This is a genomic window from Paracoccus mangrovi (genome assembly GCF_042648425.1).
GTDB classification, from domain to species: Bacteria; Pseudomonadota; Alphaproteobacteria; order Rhodobacterales; family Rhodobacteraceae; genus Paracoccus; species Paracoccus mangrovi.
The window spans coordinates 57,267-73,183 of sequence record NZ_JBHRXJ010000003.1 but is presented as its reverse complement, the minus strand read 5'-3'; the positions used below and the strand labels follow the sequence as shown (position 1 = coordinate 73,183).

At 61.6% G+C, this 15,917-nt stretch carries 16 protein-coding genes; 14 read left to right on the top strand and 2 right to left on the bottom strand.

All coding sequences use genetic code 11. The features are described from left to right. Nucleotides 1-63 precede the first annotated feature (63 nt). The 9 genes from ACFOMH_RS04995 (at nucleotide 64) to ACFOMH_RS04955 (ending at nucleotide 10,832) form a co-directional block, all read left to right on the top strand. On the top strand, nucleotides 64-1,068 hold the full coding sequence (locus ACFOMH_RS04995; protein WP_374425750.1) for a TAXI family TRAP transporter solute-binding subunit: 1,005 nt from the start codon (nucleotides 64-66) through the stop codon (nucleotides 1,066-1,068). A gap of 58 nt (nucleotides 1,069-1,126) precedes the next feature. Then, a complete protein-coding gene (locus tag ACFOMH_RS04990) occupies nucleotides 1,127-3,202 on the top strand; it encodes a TRAP transporter permease (protein WP_377743021.1) in 2,076 nt (691 codons plus the stop codon). 379 nt (nucleotides 3,203-3,581) lie between these two features. Continuing rightward, entirely contained in the window at nucleotides 3,582-4,028 is a 447-nt protein-coding gene (locus tag ACFOMH_RS04985; protein WP_377743019.1) for a CopD family protein, read from the top strand. A gap of 147 nt (nucleotides 4,029-4,175) precedes the next feature. Further along, nucleotides 4,176-5,447 carry a transcription termination factor Rho gene (gene rho, locus ACFOMH_RS04980; protein WP_374425753.1) on the top strand — a complete coding sequence of 424 codons (1,272 nt, stop codon included), beginning with the start codon at nucleotides 4,176-4,178 and terminating at the stop codon, nucleotides 5,445-5,447. Nucleotides 5,448-5,463: 16 nt separating this feature from the next. Next, complete coding sequence (gene mnmE / locus ACFOMH_RS04975; RefSeq protein ID WP_377743016.1) at nucleotides 5,464-6,723, top strand: tRNA uridine-5-carboxymethylaminomethyl(34) synthesis GTPase MnmE; 1,260 nt, start codon at nucleotides 5,464-5,466, stop codon at nucleotides 6,721-6,723. Nucleotides 6,724-6,732: 9 nt separating this feature from the next. Next, nucleotides 6,733-8,592 (top strand): tRNA uridine-5-carboxymethylaminomethyl(34) synthesis enzyme MnmG, encoded by a 1,860-nt coding sequence (gene mnmG, locus ACFOMH_RS04970; protein WP_377743015.1) that lies wholly within the window; start codon nucleotides 6,733-6,735, stop codon nucleotides 8,590-8,592. Then, complete coding sequence (rsmG, locus tag ACFOMH_RS04965; RefSeq protein ID WP_377743014.1) at nucleotides 8,589-9,173, top strand: 16S rRNA (guanine(527)-N(7))-methyltransferase RsmG; 585 nt, start codon at nucleotides 8,589-8,591, stop codon at nucleotides 9,171-9,173. Before mnmG ends, rsmG begins: the two co-directional genes overlap by 4 nt. Then, complete coding sequence (locus tag ACFOMH_RS04960; RefSeq protein WP_374425757.1) at nucleotides 9,166-9,942, top strand: ParA family protein; 777 nt, start codon at nucleotides 9,166-9,168, stop codon at nucleotides 9,940-9,942. Before rsmG ends, ACFOMH_RS04960 begins: the two co-directional genes overlap by 8 nt. An 11-nt stretch (nucleotides 9,943-9,953) precedes the next feature. Beyond that, nucleotides 9,954-10,832 carry a ParB/RepB/Spo0J family partition protein gene (locus tag ACFOMH_RS04955; RefSeq protein WP_374425758.1) on the top strand — a complete coding sequence of 293 codons (879 nt, stop codon included), beginning with the start codon at nucleotides 9,954-9,956 and terminating at the stop codon, nucleotides 10,830-10,832. 125 nt (nucleotides 10,833-10,957) lie between these two features. Here ACFOMH_RS04955 and ACFOMH_RS04950 read toward each other — a convergent pair whose 3' ends face one another. Together ACFOMH_RS04950 and hrcA are read right to left on the bottom strand one after the other, a co-directional pair. Next, nucleotides 10,958-11,473 carry a nucleotide exchange factor GrpE gene (locus ACFOMH_RS04950; RefSeq protein WP_377743011.1) on the bottom strand — a complete coding sequence of 172 codons (516 nt, stop codon included), beginning with the start codon at nucleotides 11,471-11,473 and terminating at the stop codon, nucleotides 10,958-10,960. A gap of 35 nt (nucleotides 11,474-11,508) precedes the next feature. Further along, complete coding sequence (gene hrcA / locus ACFOMH_RS04945) at nucleotides 11,509-12,561, bottom strand: heat-inducible transcriptional repressor HrcA (protein ID WP_374425760.1); 1,053 nt, start codon at nucleotides 12,559-12,561, stop codon at nucleotides 11,509-11,511. Between the two features lie 84 nt (nucleotides 12,562-12,645). Between hrcA and rph the strand changes: the two genes are divergently transcribed. Genes rph through ACFOMH_RS04920 form a run of 5 tightly spaced genes read left to right on the top strand, consistent with a single transcriptional unit; the run spans nucleotide 12,646 to nucleotide 15,882 of the window. Beyond that, complete coding sequence (rph, locus tag ACFOMH_RS04940; protein WP_377743423.1) at nucleotides 12,646-13,359, top strand: ribonuclease PH; 714 nt, start codon at nucleotides 12,646-12,648, stop codon at nucleotides 13,357-13,359. Further along, nucleotides 13,356-13,961, top strand: coding sequence for an RdgB/HAM1 family non-canonical purine NTP pyrophosphatase (gene rdgB / locus ACFOMH_RS04935; protein ID WP_377743008.1), 606 nt, complete (start codon nucleotides 13,356-13,358; stop codon nucleotides 13,959-13,961). The genes rph and rdgB overlap by 4 nt, the downstream gene beginning before the upstream one ends. Beyond that, complete coding sequence (locus ACFOMH_RS04930; RefSeq protein ID WP_377743007.1) at nucleotides 13,954-14,328, top strand: RidA family protein; 375 nt, start codon at nucleotides 13,954-13,956, stop codon at nucleotides 14,326-14,328. The genes rdgB and ACFOMH_RS04930 overlap by 8 nt, the downstream gene beginning before the upstream one ends. Next, the gene (gene hemW / locus ACFOMH_RS04925) at nucleotides 14,328-15,512 is read left to right on the top strand and encodes a radical SAM family heme chaperone HemW (protein WP_377743421.1); all 1,185 of its coding nucleotides are present in this window, start codon (nucleotides 14,328-14,330) and stop codon (nucleotides 15,510-15,512) included. The genes ACFOMH_RS04930 and hemW overlap by 1 nt, the downstream gene beginning before the upstream one ends. Nucleotides 15,513-15,528: 16 nt before the next feature. Beyond that, nucleotides 15,529-15,882: a YbaN family protein gene (locus tag ACFOMH_RS04920; RefSeq protein WP_374425764.1), complete on the top strand. Its 354-nt coding sequence runs from the start codon at nucleotides 15,529-15,531 to the stop codon at nucleotides 15,880-15,882. Nucleotides 15,883-15,917 lie beyond the last annotated feature (35 nt).

The following is a 15,917-nucleotide window of genomic DNA, read 5'->3' as shown; positions in this document are numbered from 1 at the left end:
GTCTTGTGGGCGCAGCAATGTCTAACCTGCCCCAGAAGAGCAAAGCAAAAAGGGGAGTAATCCATGTTCTCGAAACGCATTCTTGGTATCGCGGCCGCGATCGCCGTCACCGTGGGCGGATTTGCCAATGCCCAGGAAATGAGCTTTTTCCGCATCGGCACGGGCGGCACGGCGGGCACCTATTATCCCATCGGCGGCCTTCTGGCCAATGCGATCTCGGCGCCGCCCGGCTCGCGCGCCTGCGAAGATGGCGGAGCCTGCGGGGTGCCGGGTCTGGTTGCATCGGCGCTGGCCTCGAACGGATCGGTTGCCAATGTGAACGCAATCGAGGGTGGAACGCTGGAATCCGGCTTTGTTCAGGGCGACGTCGCCGCATGGGCACAGACCGGCACCGGCATCTGGGACGGCAAGCCCGCGGCGGAAAAGCTGCGCGCCATCGCCAACCTTTATCCTGAATCGATCCATCTGGTGGCCAGCAAGGAATCCGGCATCGCCTCGGTCGCCGATCTCAAGGGCAAGCGGGTCTCGCTGGACGAGCCGGGCTCGGGCACGCTGGTCGATGCGCAGATCATCCTGCAAGGTGCGGGCCTGACGGAAAAGGACATCACCGCCGAATATCTCAAGCCCGATCAGGCGGCCGACCGCATGAAAGACGGCGCCATGGACGCCTTTTTCTTTGTCGGCGGCTATCCGGCCGGCGCCATTGCCGAACTGGCCAGCCAGCATGAGGTGACGATCGTCCCGATCGACGGCGCAATCGCCGACAAGATCACCGGCGATTACAAGTTCTTTGCCAAGGACGTGGTCCCCGCCGGCACCTATGAGGGGCAAGAAGGCGACGTGAACACCATTTCGGTCGGCGCGCAGTGGATCACCTCGGCCGATCAGCCCGAAGAGCTGATCTATGGCATCACCAAGGCGCTGTGGAACGACAATACCCGCAAACAGCTGGATGCCGGCCACGCCAAGGGCAAGGTCATCGTCAAGGAACACGCGCTGGACGGGCTGGGCCTGCCGCTGCATCCGGGCGCCGAGCGATTTTACAAGGAAGCAGGGCTTCTGAAGTAACGATCAACGGGGGCGCGGCGCATGAGCCGCGCCCCTTCCATCAGCAGGGACAACAATAATGGCTGAAAACAAGCGACCTGAACATTACGATGAGCCCGATCTGCTGAGCGCCGATCAGCTTCAGGAAATCGAGGAGAAATTCGATCCCGAACTGCGGTTCCGGGATTTGCTGCGGCCGGTCGCCATTCTGGCCGGGGCCTTGCTGTTTCTGCTGTCGTGCTATCACTTCTATACTGCGGGCTTCGGCATTCCGCAGGCGGTGGTGCATCGCGGGCTGCATCTGGCGGTGACGCTGTTTGTCGTCTTTCTGTCCTTTTCCGCCTTTGGCCGTTCCGAGGTGGCGCGCGGGCCGCTGGCCTTTCTGGGGCTGCCGCTGGGCGACTGGGCGCTGGCATTCGCCGGTGCGATCACCGCGCTTTATGTGCCCTATATCTATGATCAGCTGGCGTTCCGGGTCGGCAATCCGATGACCATCGACATCATCATGGGCACGATCCTGATCGTCGTCCTGTTGGAGGCGGTGCGCCGTTCGATGGGCTGGCCCTTGCCGGTCATCGCCATTCTGTTCATGGCCTATGCCTATTTCGGGCAATACATGCCCAGCATCTTTGTCCATCCGGGCGCCAGCTGGTCCAATATCGTCAACCACCTCTATCTGACCAGCCAGGGCATCTATGGCACCGCGCTGGGGGTGATTGCGACCTATGTGTTCCATTTCGTGCTGTTCGGCGTCATGGCCACGCGCATCGGGTTGGGACAGCTGTTCATCGACGTGGCCAGTGCACTGGCCGGGCGTTATGCGGGCGGGCCGGCCAAGGTTTCGGTCCTGTCCTCGGCGCTGCTGGGGTCGATCTCGGGGTCGTCCATCGCCAATACGGTCACGACCGGCGCGCTGACCATCCCCGCGATGATCCGCGTGGGATATCCGCGCCATTTCGCGGCGGCTGTCGAGGCCGCGTCATCCACCGGCGGACAGATCACACCCCCGGTCATGGGCGCCGTCGCGTTCCTGATGATCGAATATCTGGGGGTGCCGCTGACCACGATCCTGACCGCCGCGCTGGTCCCGGCCTTCATGCATTTCTTTGGCGTGCTGGTGCAGGTCCATCTTGAGGCAAAGCGTCTGGGTCTGCGCGGTCTGCATCCCAGCGAATTGCCCAATGCCTGGCGGGTGTTCAAGGCCGGCTGGCTGTCGGTCCTGCCGTTGATCATTCTGGTTGCGGTGCTGGTGTCGGGCTATACGCCCTTTGCCGCCGCCTTCTATTCGATCACCGCCTGTATCGTCGTGCTGTTGATCCAGGAGGTCATCGCCCGTGGCATTCCCGAAGGGATCAAGGCCGCCGCCCATGGCGTCTATGAGGGCTTTGTCCTTGGCGCCAAGCAATCGCTGTCGGTGACGGCGGCGGCGGCGCTGGTCGGCGTGGTGATCGGCGTGGTGACGCTGACGGGTGTCGGCTTCAAGATCGCCTATATGGTCACCGGACTGGCCGCCGGCTGGGCGGAATCGGTCCATGCGGCGCTGGCTTTCCTGCCCTTTGAGGTGATGACGATCCCGAACTGGACGCTGCTTTTCACGCTGTTGCTGACGGCGGTGGTCTGCGTGCTGATGGGTTGCGGCATTCCGACGACCGCGAACTATATCATCATGGTCGCGGTGGCGGCGCCGATCCTGGGGCTTTTGGGCGTGCAGGACATCGTCGCGCATTTCTTCGTCTTCTATTACGGCGTGCTGGCGGATGTGACACCGCCCGTGGCACTGGCGGCCTATGCCGCGGCGGGGATTGCCAATGCCAATGCCTTCAACGCCGGCAATACCGCATTCCGGCTGTCCATGGGCAAGGCGCTGGTGCCATTCGTCTTTGCCTTCCAGCCGGCGCTGTTGCTGGTCACCGACGGCTTTACCTGGTCGGCCTTTTTCCTAGCGGCCGGGGGCGCGGTTCTGGGCATCTGGGCGCTGTCCGCGGCCATCACCGGCTGGCTTTTCGGGCCGCTATGGCGGACCGAACGCGCGGCATTGGTGATCGCGGCGGTTCTTTTGGTGGCGCCGCAGCTGATCGCGACATTGATCGGCATCGCCATCATGGCCCCCATCGCGGCACGTCAGCTGATGGGGGAACGGCGCAGCACTGCATAACTCTGTGGATAAACAGGGGCGACTCAGGGGGCGGGATCTGTGGGGATCCCGCCCCCTTTTTCATGCCTGTGGACGAGCCCCCGGAACAGGTCAGGAACGCGGACCACTCTTCCACATGTCCAAAACTGCGACAATCTTGCCCACAGGCTGTGGACGAATCATCACTCCACAAACTTATCCACAGAGGATGTTCCTATATTCATTTGAAACACATGAGAAAATTCAGATTCTGAATAATTCGCGAATCTTATGCACAGATGGGGTCAGTCGTGGATTTCATGGCTGAAACCGGGTTTTCCAGTCATCCACAGGCCCAACAACAACATCATCCTTCTTTATCTTCATCTTATTTTAAGAGAGGTAAGGCACAGAGGTGCCCATGAGCGATTTCCTGAGCCTGTCCTATCCCTGGATCAAAGCCTTTCATGTGATGGCGGTGATTTCCTGGATGGCGGGGCTGTTCTATCTGCCCAGATTGTTCGTCTATCACGCCGAACGCGGACAAAAGGGCGCTGAACCCGCAGAGTCGTTCCAGATCATGGAAGACAAGCTTCTGCGCCTGATCATGAACCCGGCCATGATCGCGACCTGGCTGGCCGGTCTGGCGCTGGTGATGACGCCGGGGATCGTCGACTGGTCGCAGATCTGGCCCTGGACCAAGGCGGTGGGTGTCCTTGGCATGACCTGGTTTCACATGTGGCTTGCCGGACAGCGCAGGGCGCTGCGTGACGGGCGCGGGCTTGGCGGGCGGCAATACCGGATGATGAACGAGGTGCCGACGCTGTTGATGGCGGTGATCGTGCTGTCGGTGATCGTACGCTGGTAGGGCGTCTGGATCATGAAACCGGCTTGGAATTGACTCGGGCGCTGGAAATCCCTATCTGATGCGCACCCGCCGTCCGGCGAGGTTTTTCCTGATACAGTTTCCCGCGCGATCCGAACCTGTCGGAGCATTGCGCCCATAGGTCCAAGCATGAGCGAAGAACGCCTTAACCTGTCCGATCTGAAAGCCAAGAGCCCGGCCGACCTGCTGGCCATGGCCGAGGAATGGGAAGTCGAGAACGCATCAACCATGCGCAAGGGCGAGATGATGTTCTCGCTGCTCAAGGAACATGCCGAAGACGGCTGGGACATTGGCGGCGACGGCGTTCTTGAGGTGGTGCAGGACGGTTTCGGTTTCCTGCGCTCGACCGAGGCGAATTACCTGCCCGGCCCGGACGACATCTATGTCAGCCCCGACATGATCCGTCAGCACAGCCTGCGCACCGGCGACACGGTCGAGGGTGTGATCCGCGCGCCCGGCGAGAATGAGCGTTATTTCGCCCTGACCAAGGTCGAAAAGATCAATTTCGAGGACCCGGAAAAGGCCCGCCACAAGGTCGCCTTTGACAACCTGACGCCGCTTTATCCCAATGAGCGGCTTAAGATGGAAATCGAGGATCCGACCATCAAGGACCGCTCGGCCCGGATCATCGATCTGGTCGCGCCCATCGGCAAGGGTCAGCGTTCGCTGATCGTGGCGCCGCCGCGCACGGGTAAGACGGTGCTGTTGCAAAACATCGCCCATTCGATCGAAAAGAACCATCCCGAATGCTATCTGATCGTTCTGTTGATCGACGAGCGCCCGGAAGAGGTGACGGACATGCAGCGCAGCGTGAAGGGCGAGGTGATTTCCTCGACCTTCGACGAACCCGCCAGCCGTCACGTCGCCGTTTCGGAAATGGTCATCGAAAAGGCCAAGCGTCTGGTTGAGCATAAACGAGATGTGGTTATCTTGCTGGATTCGATCACAAGACTTGGTAGGGCCTTTAATACCGTGGTGCCGAGCTCGGGCAAGGTGTTGACAGGTGGTGTCGATGCGAATGCGTTGCAGCGTCCCAAGCGGTTCTTCGGTGCGGCCCGCAACATCGAAGAGGGAGGATCGCTGACCATCATCGCGACCGCCCTGATCGATACCGGATCGCGCATGGATGAGGTGATCTTTGAAGAATTCAAAGGCACCGGCAATAGCGAGATCGTTCTGGATCGCAAAGTCGCCGATAAGCGCGTGTTCCCGGCCATGGACATTCTGAAATCCGGCACCCGGAAAGAGGAACTGCTGGTCGATGCCAAGGATCTGCAAAAGACCTATCTGCTGCGTCGGATTCTGAACCCGATGGGCACGACCGATGCGATCGAATTCCTGCTGTCCAAGCTGAAACAGACCAAGACAAACTCGGAATTCTTCGATTCCATGAACGCCTGACGGCGCGGGGGATGCGATGGATACCATCTTTGCCGAGGCGACGCCCCCCGGACGCGGGGGCGTTTCAGTAATCCGGCTGAGCGGGCCGCAATCGCGGCAGATTCTGGAACAGCTCGCCGGCCCTGTGCCAGAAGCTCGAAAAGGCCACCTCCGCGCCCTTCGCGATGAGGGGGATCTTATCGATCATGCCTTGGTTCTGTGGTTTGAGGCCGGACACAGCTTTACCGGCGAAGAGGTCGCGGAATTTCAGCTTCATGGCGCGCCGGTGATTGTGAACCGGCTGTCCGATGCGCTGCTTTCTCATGGCTTGCGCCGTGCTGAGGCGGGCGAATTCACGCGCCGCGCCTTTTTGAACGGGCGGATGGATCTGGCCGAGGCCGAGGGGCTGGCTGATCTGTTATCCGCCGAAACCGAAGCCCAGCGAAAGCTTGCCATGCAAGCGACCAATGGTGCGCTTGGCCGCAAATCGGAATCGCTGCGCGCGATGCTGATCCGCGCAGGCGCGCTGATCGAGGCCAGCATCGATTTCGCCGATGAAGACGTTCCCGAGGATGTACCGGCCGAGGTCTTTGCCCTTGTTGCCAAGGTTCGGGATGAAATCGGCGAGATGTTGGCCCGCTATCCCGCGACGGAACGGCTTCGCCAGGGCTATGAGGTGGCGATCATCGGCCCCCCGAATGCGGGAAAATCGACCCTGCTCAACCGCATTGGACAAAGAGAGGTGGCGCTTGTGTCGGACATCGCGGGTACGACGCGCGATATTCTTGAACTGCGCACCGATCTGCGTGGCCTTCCGGTGACCTTTCTCGACACCGCCGGGTTGCGTGAAAGCCATGATCCCGTTGAAGCAATGGGCGTCGCGCGCGCGATGGAACGTGCCGGGAATGCCGACCTGCGGATTTATTTGTCCGAAACAGGCAACTTTTCGGGTATGGAACACGCAGAGGATATCCACGTCCGTTCCAAGGCCGATCTCGGTGAGGGGCAAGGCATCGCGATTTCGGCCAAGACCGGGGCAGGGGTCGCGGCGTTGCTGGATATGGTTTATGATCGGTTGCGACTCAGGGCCGCTGGTTCCGGTTTGGTTGGTCACCAGCGACAGGCCGAGGCACTGGCCAGGGCGCGAGATGTCCTGGAAATCGATGCGACGATGCCGCCCGAGTTTCTGGCAGAATCGTTGCGACAGGCTGCGCAGTCATTGGCGATGATGGTGGGACGTGTCGGGGCCGAGGATTATCTGGACGAGATCTTTGCCTCATTCTGCATCGGGAAATAAGGGTTTCACGTGAAACATTACGATGTGATTGTTGTTGGCGGCGGGCATGCGGGCGTTGAGGCCGCGATGGTATCCGCGCGCATGGGGGCCAACACCGCGCTGGTCACGCTGAGCCGTGACGATTTGGGAACCATGTCCTGCAACCCGGCAATTGGCGGGCTGGGAAAGGGGCATCTGGTTCGTGAAATCGATGCCTTGGACGGTGTCATGGGGCGGCTGGCGGATGAGGCTGGGATCCAATTTCGCTTGCTGAACCGCCGCAAAGGACCAGCCGTACAAGGCCCCCGTGCCCAGGCGGATCGCGCGCTTTATCGAGGTGCCGCGCAGCAGGTGGTTGATGCGCAGCACGGGCTGGAGGTTGTTCTTGGCGAGGTCGCTGCGGTTCTGCACGATGGCGGCCGGGTTCATGGAATCAGACTTGCCGACGGGAATGAATTGTCCGGGACTCAGGTCGTTCTGACCACCGGCACCTTTCTCAATGGTGTCATCCATATTGGCGATGTCAGTCGTCGAGCCGGGCGTTGGGGCGCCGCCGCCTCGGTTAGCCTGGCCGAGTCTCTGCGGCCTTTGAATCTGCCTTTGGGGCGTCTGAAGACCGGAACGCCCCCAAGAATCCTGCGTTCAAGCATCGACTGGGATAGTCTGGAAAAGCAACCGGGCGACGAGGATCCGGTGATGTTTTCCTATTTGAACACCGCACCGCAAGCGCGGCAGATCAGCTGCGCTATCGCCTATACCAACCAGACAACGCATGGAATTATCAGGGATAATCTATCCCGTTCGGCGATGTACGGCGGCCATATCGATGGAGTAGGGCCGCGCTACTGCCCCTCGATCGAGGATAAGATCGTTCGCTTTGCCGATAAGGAACAACATCAGATCTTTCTTGAGCCTGAGGGGTTGGAAAGCGATCTGATCTATCCGAATGGTATTTCCACCTCACTGCCCGAGGATGTCCAGCTGGCCTATGTTCGCTCCATCCGCGGCCTGGAAGAGGCGATTATCCAGCAGCCGGGCTATGCGGTCGAATATGACTATGTCGATCCGCGCGCTTTGACACCATCGCTCGAGGTGAAAAGTCTTTCCGGGCTGTTTCTGGCTGGTCAGATCAACGGCACCACCGGCTATGAAGAGGCCGCGGCGCAGGGGTTGGTTGCTGGCATGAATGCCGCGCTAAGGGCGCAGGGTCGTCCGGCAACGCATTTCAGTCGGTCGCAAAGCTATATCGGCGTGATGATCGACGATCTGGTGACGCGGGGCGTCAGTGAGCCCTATCGAATGTTCACCTCGCGAGCGGAATTCAGGCTCTCACTGCGTGCCGATAATGCGGATCAGCGCTTGACGCCGCTTGGTATTGAGCTGGGCTGCGTCGGCACAGAGCGCAAGGATATGTTTGCGGCAAAGATGACTAGGTACCGGGCGGCAAGGGATCGCGCAGAATCGGTCACATTCACGCCAAATGACCTGGGCAAGGTCGGGATCGAAGTCCGGCAGGATGGAGCCCGGCGCAGCCTGTTCGCGTTGTTGGCCCAGGCCGATGGGAACAGGGACAAGATCCTGTCTTTGGATTCAGAGCTTGCTGGTTTTGATGATCAGGTCATCAACCAGTTGAGTATAGATGCGCTCTATCAACAATATACAGATCGGCAAAGCCGCGATGCCGAGCTTCTGCGTAAGGAAGAGGCTGTCGCGATTCCGGCCAATTTCGACTATCAAAGCCTTTCCGGCCTTTCGAACGAGTTGAAATCGAAACTTGAACACCTTCGACCCGCGAACATTGCCGCCGCCGCCACGATCGAGGGGATGACCCCTGCGGCGCTAACCCTTCTGCTTGCGGTGATTCGGGCTGGAAAGCGTGCCAGCGCATGATTGATGTTTCACGTGAAACAGAGGCGCTGGCGGCTTATGCGGCGCTTCTGAGAAAATGGAATCCCGCGATCAATCTGGTTTCACCAAAGACACTTGATCAATTGGAACTTCGCCACATCGCCGATAGTCGCGCTTTGGTGGAGGTTTCTCGTTTCGCAAATGATACATGGGTCGATCTGGGGAGTGGGGGCGGGTTACCGGGCGTGGTTGTGGCGATTTTACGCCCCGATCTGGCCGTGACCATGGTTGAAAGCGATCAGCGCAAGGCCAGTTTTCTGCGTTCCGTGATACGTGAGCTCTCGCTTGGCAATGCAAATGTCGTCACCGGACGCATCGAACAGATTTCTGGGCTGAATGCCGCCAATGTTAGCGCGCGAGCGCTTGCCCCGCTTCCGCAGCTCATGGCATATGTTGTGCAGCATCTGGATCATGCTGGAAAGGCTTGGCTGATGAAGGGCCGAAACTGGCAAAACGAGGTCGCGGAAGCGCGCCGCGATTGGGTTTTCGACCTTCGGACACATCCAAGCACCACCGACCCTGATGCCGCCATTCTGGAAATCACGGGGATCCGTCATGTCTGAGACACGCGTTATTGCAGTCGCAAACCAGAAGGGGGGGGTCGGAAAAACGACGACCGCGATCAATCTTGGTGCGGCACTGGCCGAAAGTGGTCGTCGCGTTGCGATCATCGATCTGGATCCACAGGGGAATGCCTCAACCGGGCTAGGTGTGCCGCCCGAAGAACGCAATTTGACCTCTTATGACCTTTTGGCCGGTGAGCAGGGGTTGGCGGAAACGCTGCAAAAGACGGCTATCGACAATCTCTGGATCGTGCCTTCCAACAGCGATCTGTCCTCGGCGGATTTCCAGTTGTCGTCCCGGGCCGGGCGGACGCAGTTGCTGCGCCGCAAGCTTACAGCGGAAAAGGGTTTCGACTATATTCTGATCGACTGTCCGCCGGCATTGGGGCTTTTGACCATCAATGCGATGGTCGCATCGGACAGCGTTCTGGTGCCGCTTCAGGCGGAATTCTATGCGCTGGAAGGCCTGTCGCAGCTTTTGATGACTGTGCGCGAGGTGCGCCAGACCGCAAATCCCGACCTGCGCATTGACGGAGTGCTGCTGACCATGTCGGACAACCGCAACAACCTGTCCCAGCAGGTCGAGGCAGATGCCCGCAGCACCCTAGCCGGGCTGGTTTACCGTACGGTGATCCCCCGCAACGTCCGCCTGTCCGAAGCGCCGTCGCATGCGATGCCGGTCCTGCAATATGATCCGCTGTCCAAGGGCAGTGCGGCCTATCGCGATCTGGCCGAGGAATTTCTGTCACGTCAAATGGCGCCCGCCTGAGGAGAGCATCAATGTCAGAGAACAAACTGGAAAAGCGCGGGCTTGGGCGGGGCTTGTCGGCCCTGATGGCGGATGTCGATCTTATCCCTTCGGAACGCCCGGCGCCGCGACAGGTTCTGCCTGTCGAGCAGATGACGCCCAATCCCGATCAGCCGCGGCGCAGTTTTGCCCCTGAAGCCTTGCAGGAACTGGCGGATTCGCTGCGCAGTCGCGGCATGTTGCAGCCGCTGATCGTGCGCCCCCATCCCAGTGACAAGGGACTTTATCAGATTGTCGCGGGCGAACGGCGTTGGCGTGCCGCACAGATCGCGCAACTGCACGAAGTGCCGGTGATCGTTCGCGAACTGAGCGATACCGAGGTTCTGGAAGTCGCGATTGTCGAGAATATCCAGCGCGCCGATCTGAACGCGATCGAGGAGGCAGCCTCATATCGGCAGTTGATGGATCGTTTCGGCCACACGCAAGAACGACTGGCGGACGCGCTGAACAAAAGCCGCAGCCATATCGCGAACCTGTTGCGCCTGCTGAACCTGCCCGATCAGGTTCAGATCTGGTTGAAAGAGGGCAAGCTGACCGCCGGCCATGCGCGGGCGCTGATCACGGCCCCGAATGCGGTTGAGCTGGCGCGCAAGGTGATCGAAAAGAACCTGTCCGTCCGCGAAACCGAGGAATTGGTGCGCCGGCAGGCCGAGGCCAGGCAAGCCAAACAGACCAGCCGCCGGCCGGAAAAGGATGCCGATACCCGCGCCCTTGAAAGCGACCTAGCCGCGCATCTCAAGATGAAGGTGGCGATCAATCACTCGGGCAAGGATGGCGGCCAGCTGGTGATTTCCTATCGCGATCTGGAACAGTTGGATCAGCTGTGCCAGATCCTGGCGGTGGATCGCTGATCACAAGATTTGGTGGATAATAATTGCTCCACCACAACCGTTTGATCCAACAGGCCATCAACACGCCAATAAAAAACCCCGGGCAGGCCGGGGTTTTTTCATGCCTTGGCCGGAAAATCCCGGTCTCAGCTGGCCGGGGTCGAGCTGACGCCGACCTTGGCGGGACGCAGCAGCCGGTCATGCAGCATAAAGCCGTTATCCATGACCTGAATGATATTGCCGGCGATGGTGCCCGGCACCGGGGCCTCGAACATGGCCTCATGCAGCTGGGGATCGAATTTCTCGCCAATGGCGGGGGTGATGACGGTGATGCCATGCTTGGCAAAGACGTTCTTCAACTCGCGCAGCGTCAGTTCGACCCCCTCGATCAGGGCCGAGGTCGCGGCGCGCTGTTCGTCGGTCACGGTGGCCACGGCGCGGCTTAGCGCGTCATAGACCGGCAACAGATCGCGCGCGAGCCGCGAGCCACCATATTGCTCGGCATCGCGGCGCTCTTTGTCGGCGCGTTTGCGGGCGTTTTCGGCATCGGCCAGCGCGCGCATGAAACGGTCGCGATAATCGTCGCGTTCGGCCACAAGGGCCTCGACTTCGGGCGAGGGCACATCCTCGGCAAGCGGGTCAATGAAAGCGTCTTGGTCCATGGAGCTGCCGTTTGGGTTATCCTTCGTCATCATCCTCATCCTTTCCGGCCAGAAATGATCCGGCCGACAAGCTGCGCGGTATAGTCGACAATCGGCACGATGCGCCCGTAATTGAGCCGCGTCGGACCAATGACGCCAACCGCGCCTACAATCTTTCGGTCGGCATTCATATAGGGTGAAACCACCAGAGAGGAACCGGAAAGTGAAAAAAGCTTGTTCTCGGATCCTATGAAAATCCGCACGCCTTCGCCTTGCTCGGCCAGTTCCAGGAATTCGGCGATGTCGCGCTTGCGTTCCAGATCGTCAAAGAGCGTGCGGATACGGTCCAGATCGGCCAGCTCGTCGGCCAGCAGATTGGCGCGGCCCCGCACGATCAGCCGGTCATTGGCATCGCCGTCCCACATGGCAAGACCGGCGGCGATCAGGGCGGCGGCGACATCGTCCAGCTGACGGCGGGCGGTCTGGACCTCGTGGTCGATGCGCCCGCGCAGATCGGCCAGCGTGCGCCCCTCGGCCATGGCGTTCAGAAAATTCGCGGCCTCGCGCATCGAGCTGGCGGTGTGGCCGGGGGGCGGGGTAAAGACCCGGTTCTCGACCCGGCCATCGGCAAAGACCAGCACGACCAGCGCCCGGTCGGGGGCCAGACCGACAAATTCGATATGGCGCAGGGGCGCCTCTTGCTTGGGCATCAGGACCAGCGACGCGCCATGCGTCAGCGCCGAAAGCGCCATGCTGACCCGGCCCATCATCGCCCCGGTATCGTGGCTGTCATGGCCCAGCGTCTCGTCGATCATTTCGCGGTCGGTGGCCGAAACCGGGCCCGCCTCCATCAGCCCGTCGACAAAAAGCCGCAGCCCCAGCTGCGTTGGCATCCGCCCGGCCGAGACATGCGGATGATCCAGCAGGCCCAGATGCTCAAGATCCTGCATCACGTTGCGGATGGTGGCGGCGCTGACCTTTTGGGACATGTCGCGCGTCAGGGTGCGCGAGCCGACCGGCTCACCCGTGGTCAGATAGGCCTCGACCACACGGCGGAAAACCTCGCGCGAGCGGTCGTTCAGGTCGGAAAGCAGGGCGTTCTCGGTCATGGGTGACGCTCGCGGCACTCTCGGGTTGCGAAATGGGGTCCTGCACCTGTATCTGGACAACAAAACCCCGGAAAGGAATGAATGATGCGCCCCTCTGGCCGGAATTTAAGTGATATGCGCCCGATTTCAATCGAAACGGGCGTGATGCGCCATGCCGAGGGCTCGTGCCTGATCGCCTGTGGCGACACCCGCGTGCTGTGCTCGGCTAGCATCGAGGACAAGGCCCCGCCATTCCTGAAAGGCTCGGGACAGGGCTGGGTGACGGCGGAATATGGCATGCTGCCCCGCGCGACCAATACCCGCAACCGGCGCGAGGCGGCGGCCGGCAAGCAATCGGGCCGCACCCAGGAAATTCAGCGCCTGATCGGCCGCGCGCTGCGGGCGGGCGTTGACCGCCGCGCCCTTGGCGAACGTCAGATCGTCGTCGATTGCGACGTCATTCAGGCCGATGGCGGCACGCGCTGCGCCTCGATCACCGGCGGCTGGGTCGCGCTGCGGCTGGCGGTGAACAAGCTTCTGAAGGCCGGGATCATCACGACCGATCCGATCATGGATCACGTCGCCGCCGTATCCTGTGGCGTCTATGCCGGCCAGCCGGTGCTGGATCTGGACTATGCCGAGGACAGCGAGGCCGGGACCGACGGCAATTTCATCATGACCGGCAGTGGCCGCCTGATCGAGGTGCAGATGTCGGCCGAGGGCGCGACCTTTTCGCGCCCCGAGATGAACCAGCTCATGGATCTGGCCGAAGGCGGCATCGCCGAACTGGTCCGCGCCCAGAAAGAGGCCCTTGTATGAGGAAACTCACCGAAAAGCGTCTGTTGGTCGCGACCCATAACAAGGGCAAGCTCGACGAGATCCGCGCCATGATGGCGCCCTATGGGATCGAGGTGACATCCGCGGGCGAAATGAACCTGCCCGAGCCGGTCGAGACCGAAGACAGCTTTATCGGCAATGCCCGCATCAAGGCCCGTGCCGCGATGCTGGCGACCGGCCTGCCGGTGCTGGCCGATGACAGCGGCATCACCGTGGACGGGCTGGACGGGGCGCCGGGCGTCTATACCGCCGATTGGGCGGAAACGCCCAATGGCCGCGATTTCATGCAGGCCATGAACCGCACCTGGGCCGAGCTTGATGCGCGCGGCGCGCCCGAACCCCGCACCGCCCAGTTCCGCGCCACGCTGATCCTGATGTGGCCCGACGGGCATGAGGAAATCTTTGAGGGCGTCGCGCCCGGCCATCTGGTCTGGCCGCCGCGCGGGGAATTGGGGCATGGCTATGACCCGATTTTCATCCCCGACGGCCATGACCTGACCTATGCCCAGATGGACCCGGCGGAAAAGAACCGCATCAGCCACCGCGCCCGCGCGTTCCACAAGCTGGAGTCGGTTTTTGCATAGGATCTCGTCCGGGTCGCCGTTTGAATCGGCGCTGGGTTACAGCCGGGCGGTGGTCAAGGGGCCGTGGTGTTTCGTGTCGGGCACCACGGGCTATGACTATGCGGCCATGGTGATGCCCGAAAGCGCCGCCGATCAGGCCCGCAATGCATTCGCCACCATCTTTGCCACGCTGGCCAAGGCGGGTTTCGCGCCCGCCGATATCGTGCGGGTGCAATACACCGTCACCGATGCCGCGCTGGTCGATGAAATCGCCCCGGTTCTGAGCGCGGCGATGAAAGATGCGTTACCGGCCGCGACCATGGTTGTCGCCGGCCTGATCCGACCCGAAATGAAGGTCGAGATCGAAGTCACCGCGTTCAGGGAATGATGCCCGACCAGCCCGCCACCACCGCCGCCCTGACCGATGACTGGCGGGCAGGGGGATTTGCGCTTTACGTCCATTGGCCGTTCTGCGCCGCGAAATGCCCCTATTGCGATTTCAACAGCCATGTTGCGGCGGCAATCGACCAGCCGCGCTGGCTGGCTGCCTATCGCACTGAGATCGCGCGTCTGGGAGCGGAATTGCCGGGCAGGGTGCTCAACAGCATCTTTTTCGGCGGCGGCACGCCCAGCCTGATGGCGCCCGAAACCGTCGCCGGCGTGATCGAGGCGGCGCGCGCGGCATGGCCCTTTGCCAATGACATCGAAATCACGCTTGAGGCCAATCCGACCAGCATCGAGACGGGGCGTTTCCGCGCCTATGCCGAGGCGGGTGTGAACCGCGTCTCGATGGGGATGCAGGCGCTGAACGATGACGATCTGCGCCGGCTGGGCCGCATGCATTCCGTGGCCGAGGGGCGCGCGGCCTTTGACATCGCCCGCGACTGTTTCGCGCGGGTCAGTTTCGACCTGATCTATGCCCGGCAGGATCAGGACCGCGCACATTGGCGGCGCGAGTTGACCGAGGCGCTGGCCATGGCCGTCGACCACCTGTCCGCCTATCAGCTGACCATTGAGCCGGGCACCGCCTTTGGCGCGCGCCATGCCAAAGGCGGCCTCAGGGGCCTGCCCGATGACGATCTGTCGGCCGATATGTATCTCGACACGCAAGAGATCTGTGCGGCGGCGGGGATGCCCACCTATGAGATTTCAAACCACGCCCGCCCCGGCGCCGAAAGCCGGCATAATCTGGTCTATTGGCGACAGGGCGATTGGGCGGCGGTCGGCCCCGGTGCGCATGGCCGCCTTAGCCTGTCTTCGGGCCGCTGGGCGACCGAGGCGCATCTGGCGCCCGGGGCATGGCTGACGGCGGTCGAGACGCGCGGCACCGGCGACAGCCTGCGCGAGGCGCTGACGCTGTCGGATCGGGCGATGGAATACCTGCTGATGTCGATGCGCCTGACCGAGGGGATGGAGATCGCGCGCTATCTTGCCCATGGCGCGGAATTGCCGCAGCGTGGGGTGGCGGATCTGACCGCGCTGGGTCTGGTTCGCCGGGAAAACGGGCGGCTGATCGCAACCGAACAGGGGCGGCCGGTGTTGAATGCGATCCTGCGCGAATTGGCGACCTGAAACTTGGCGGATTGAAATGCGGTTATTGTGGTTGATCCTTGGCTGGGTCGCGGCGATTCTGGGTGCGATCGGGTTGTTTTTGCCGGTCGTGCCCACCGTCCCCTTTCTGCTGGTCGCGGTCTTTTCCTTTGCGCGATCTTCCCCGCGGCTGGCGGCGCGCATCATGCGCGATCCGCGTTTCGGCCCGCCGATCCGCGCATGGCGCAAGCGCGGCGTGATCGGGCGCACGGCCAAGATCTGGGCTATCGCTGCGATGGCGACGGGGGTCGGCTGGACGCTGTGGCTGGGTCTGGATCCGCGCATCATCATCTTTCAGGCGCTGACCTGCGCCATCGTCGGGGCCTGGCTGATCACCCGTCCCGAAACCTGACGCGGCCGGCGGTTACAACCTTTTGCCCACTTGTC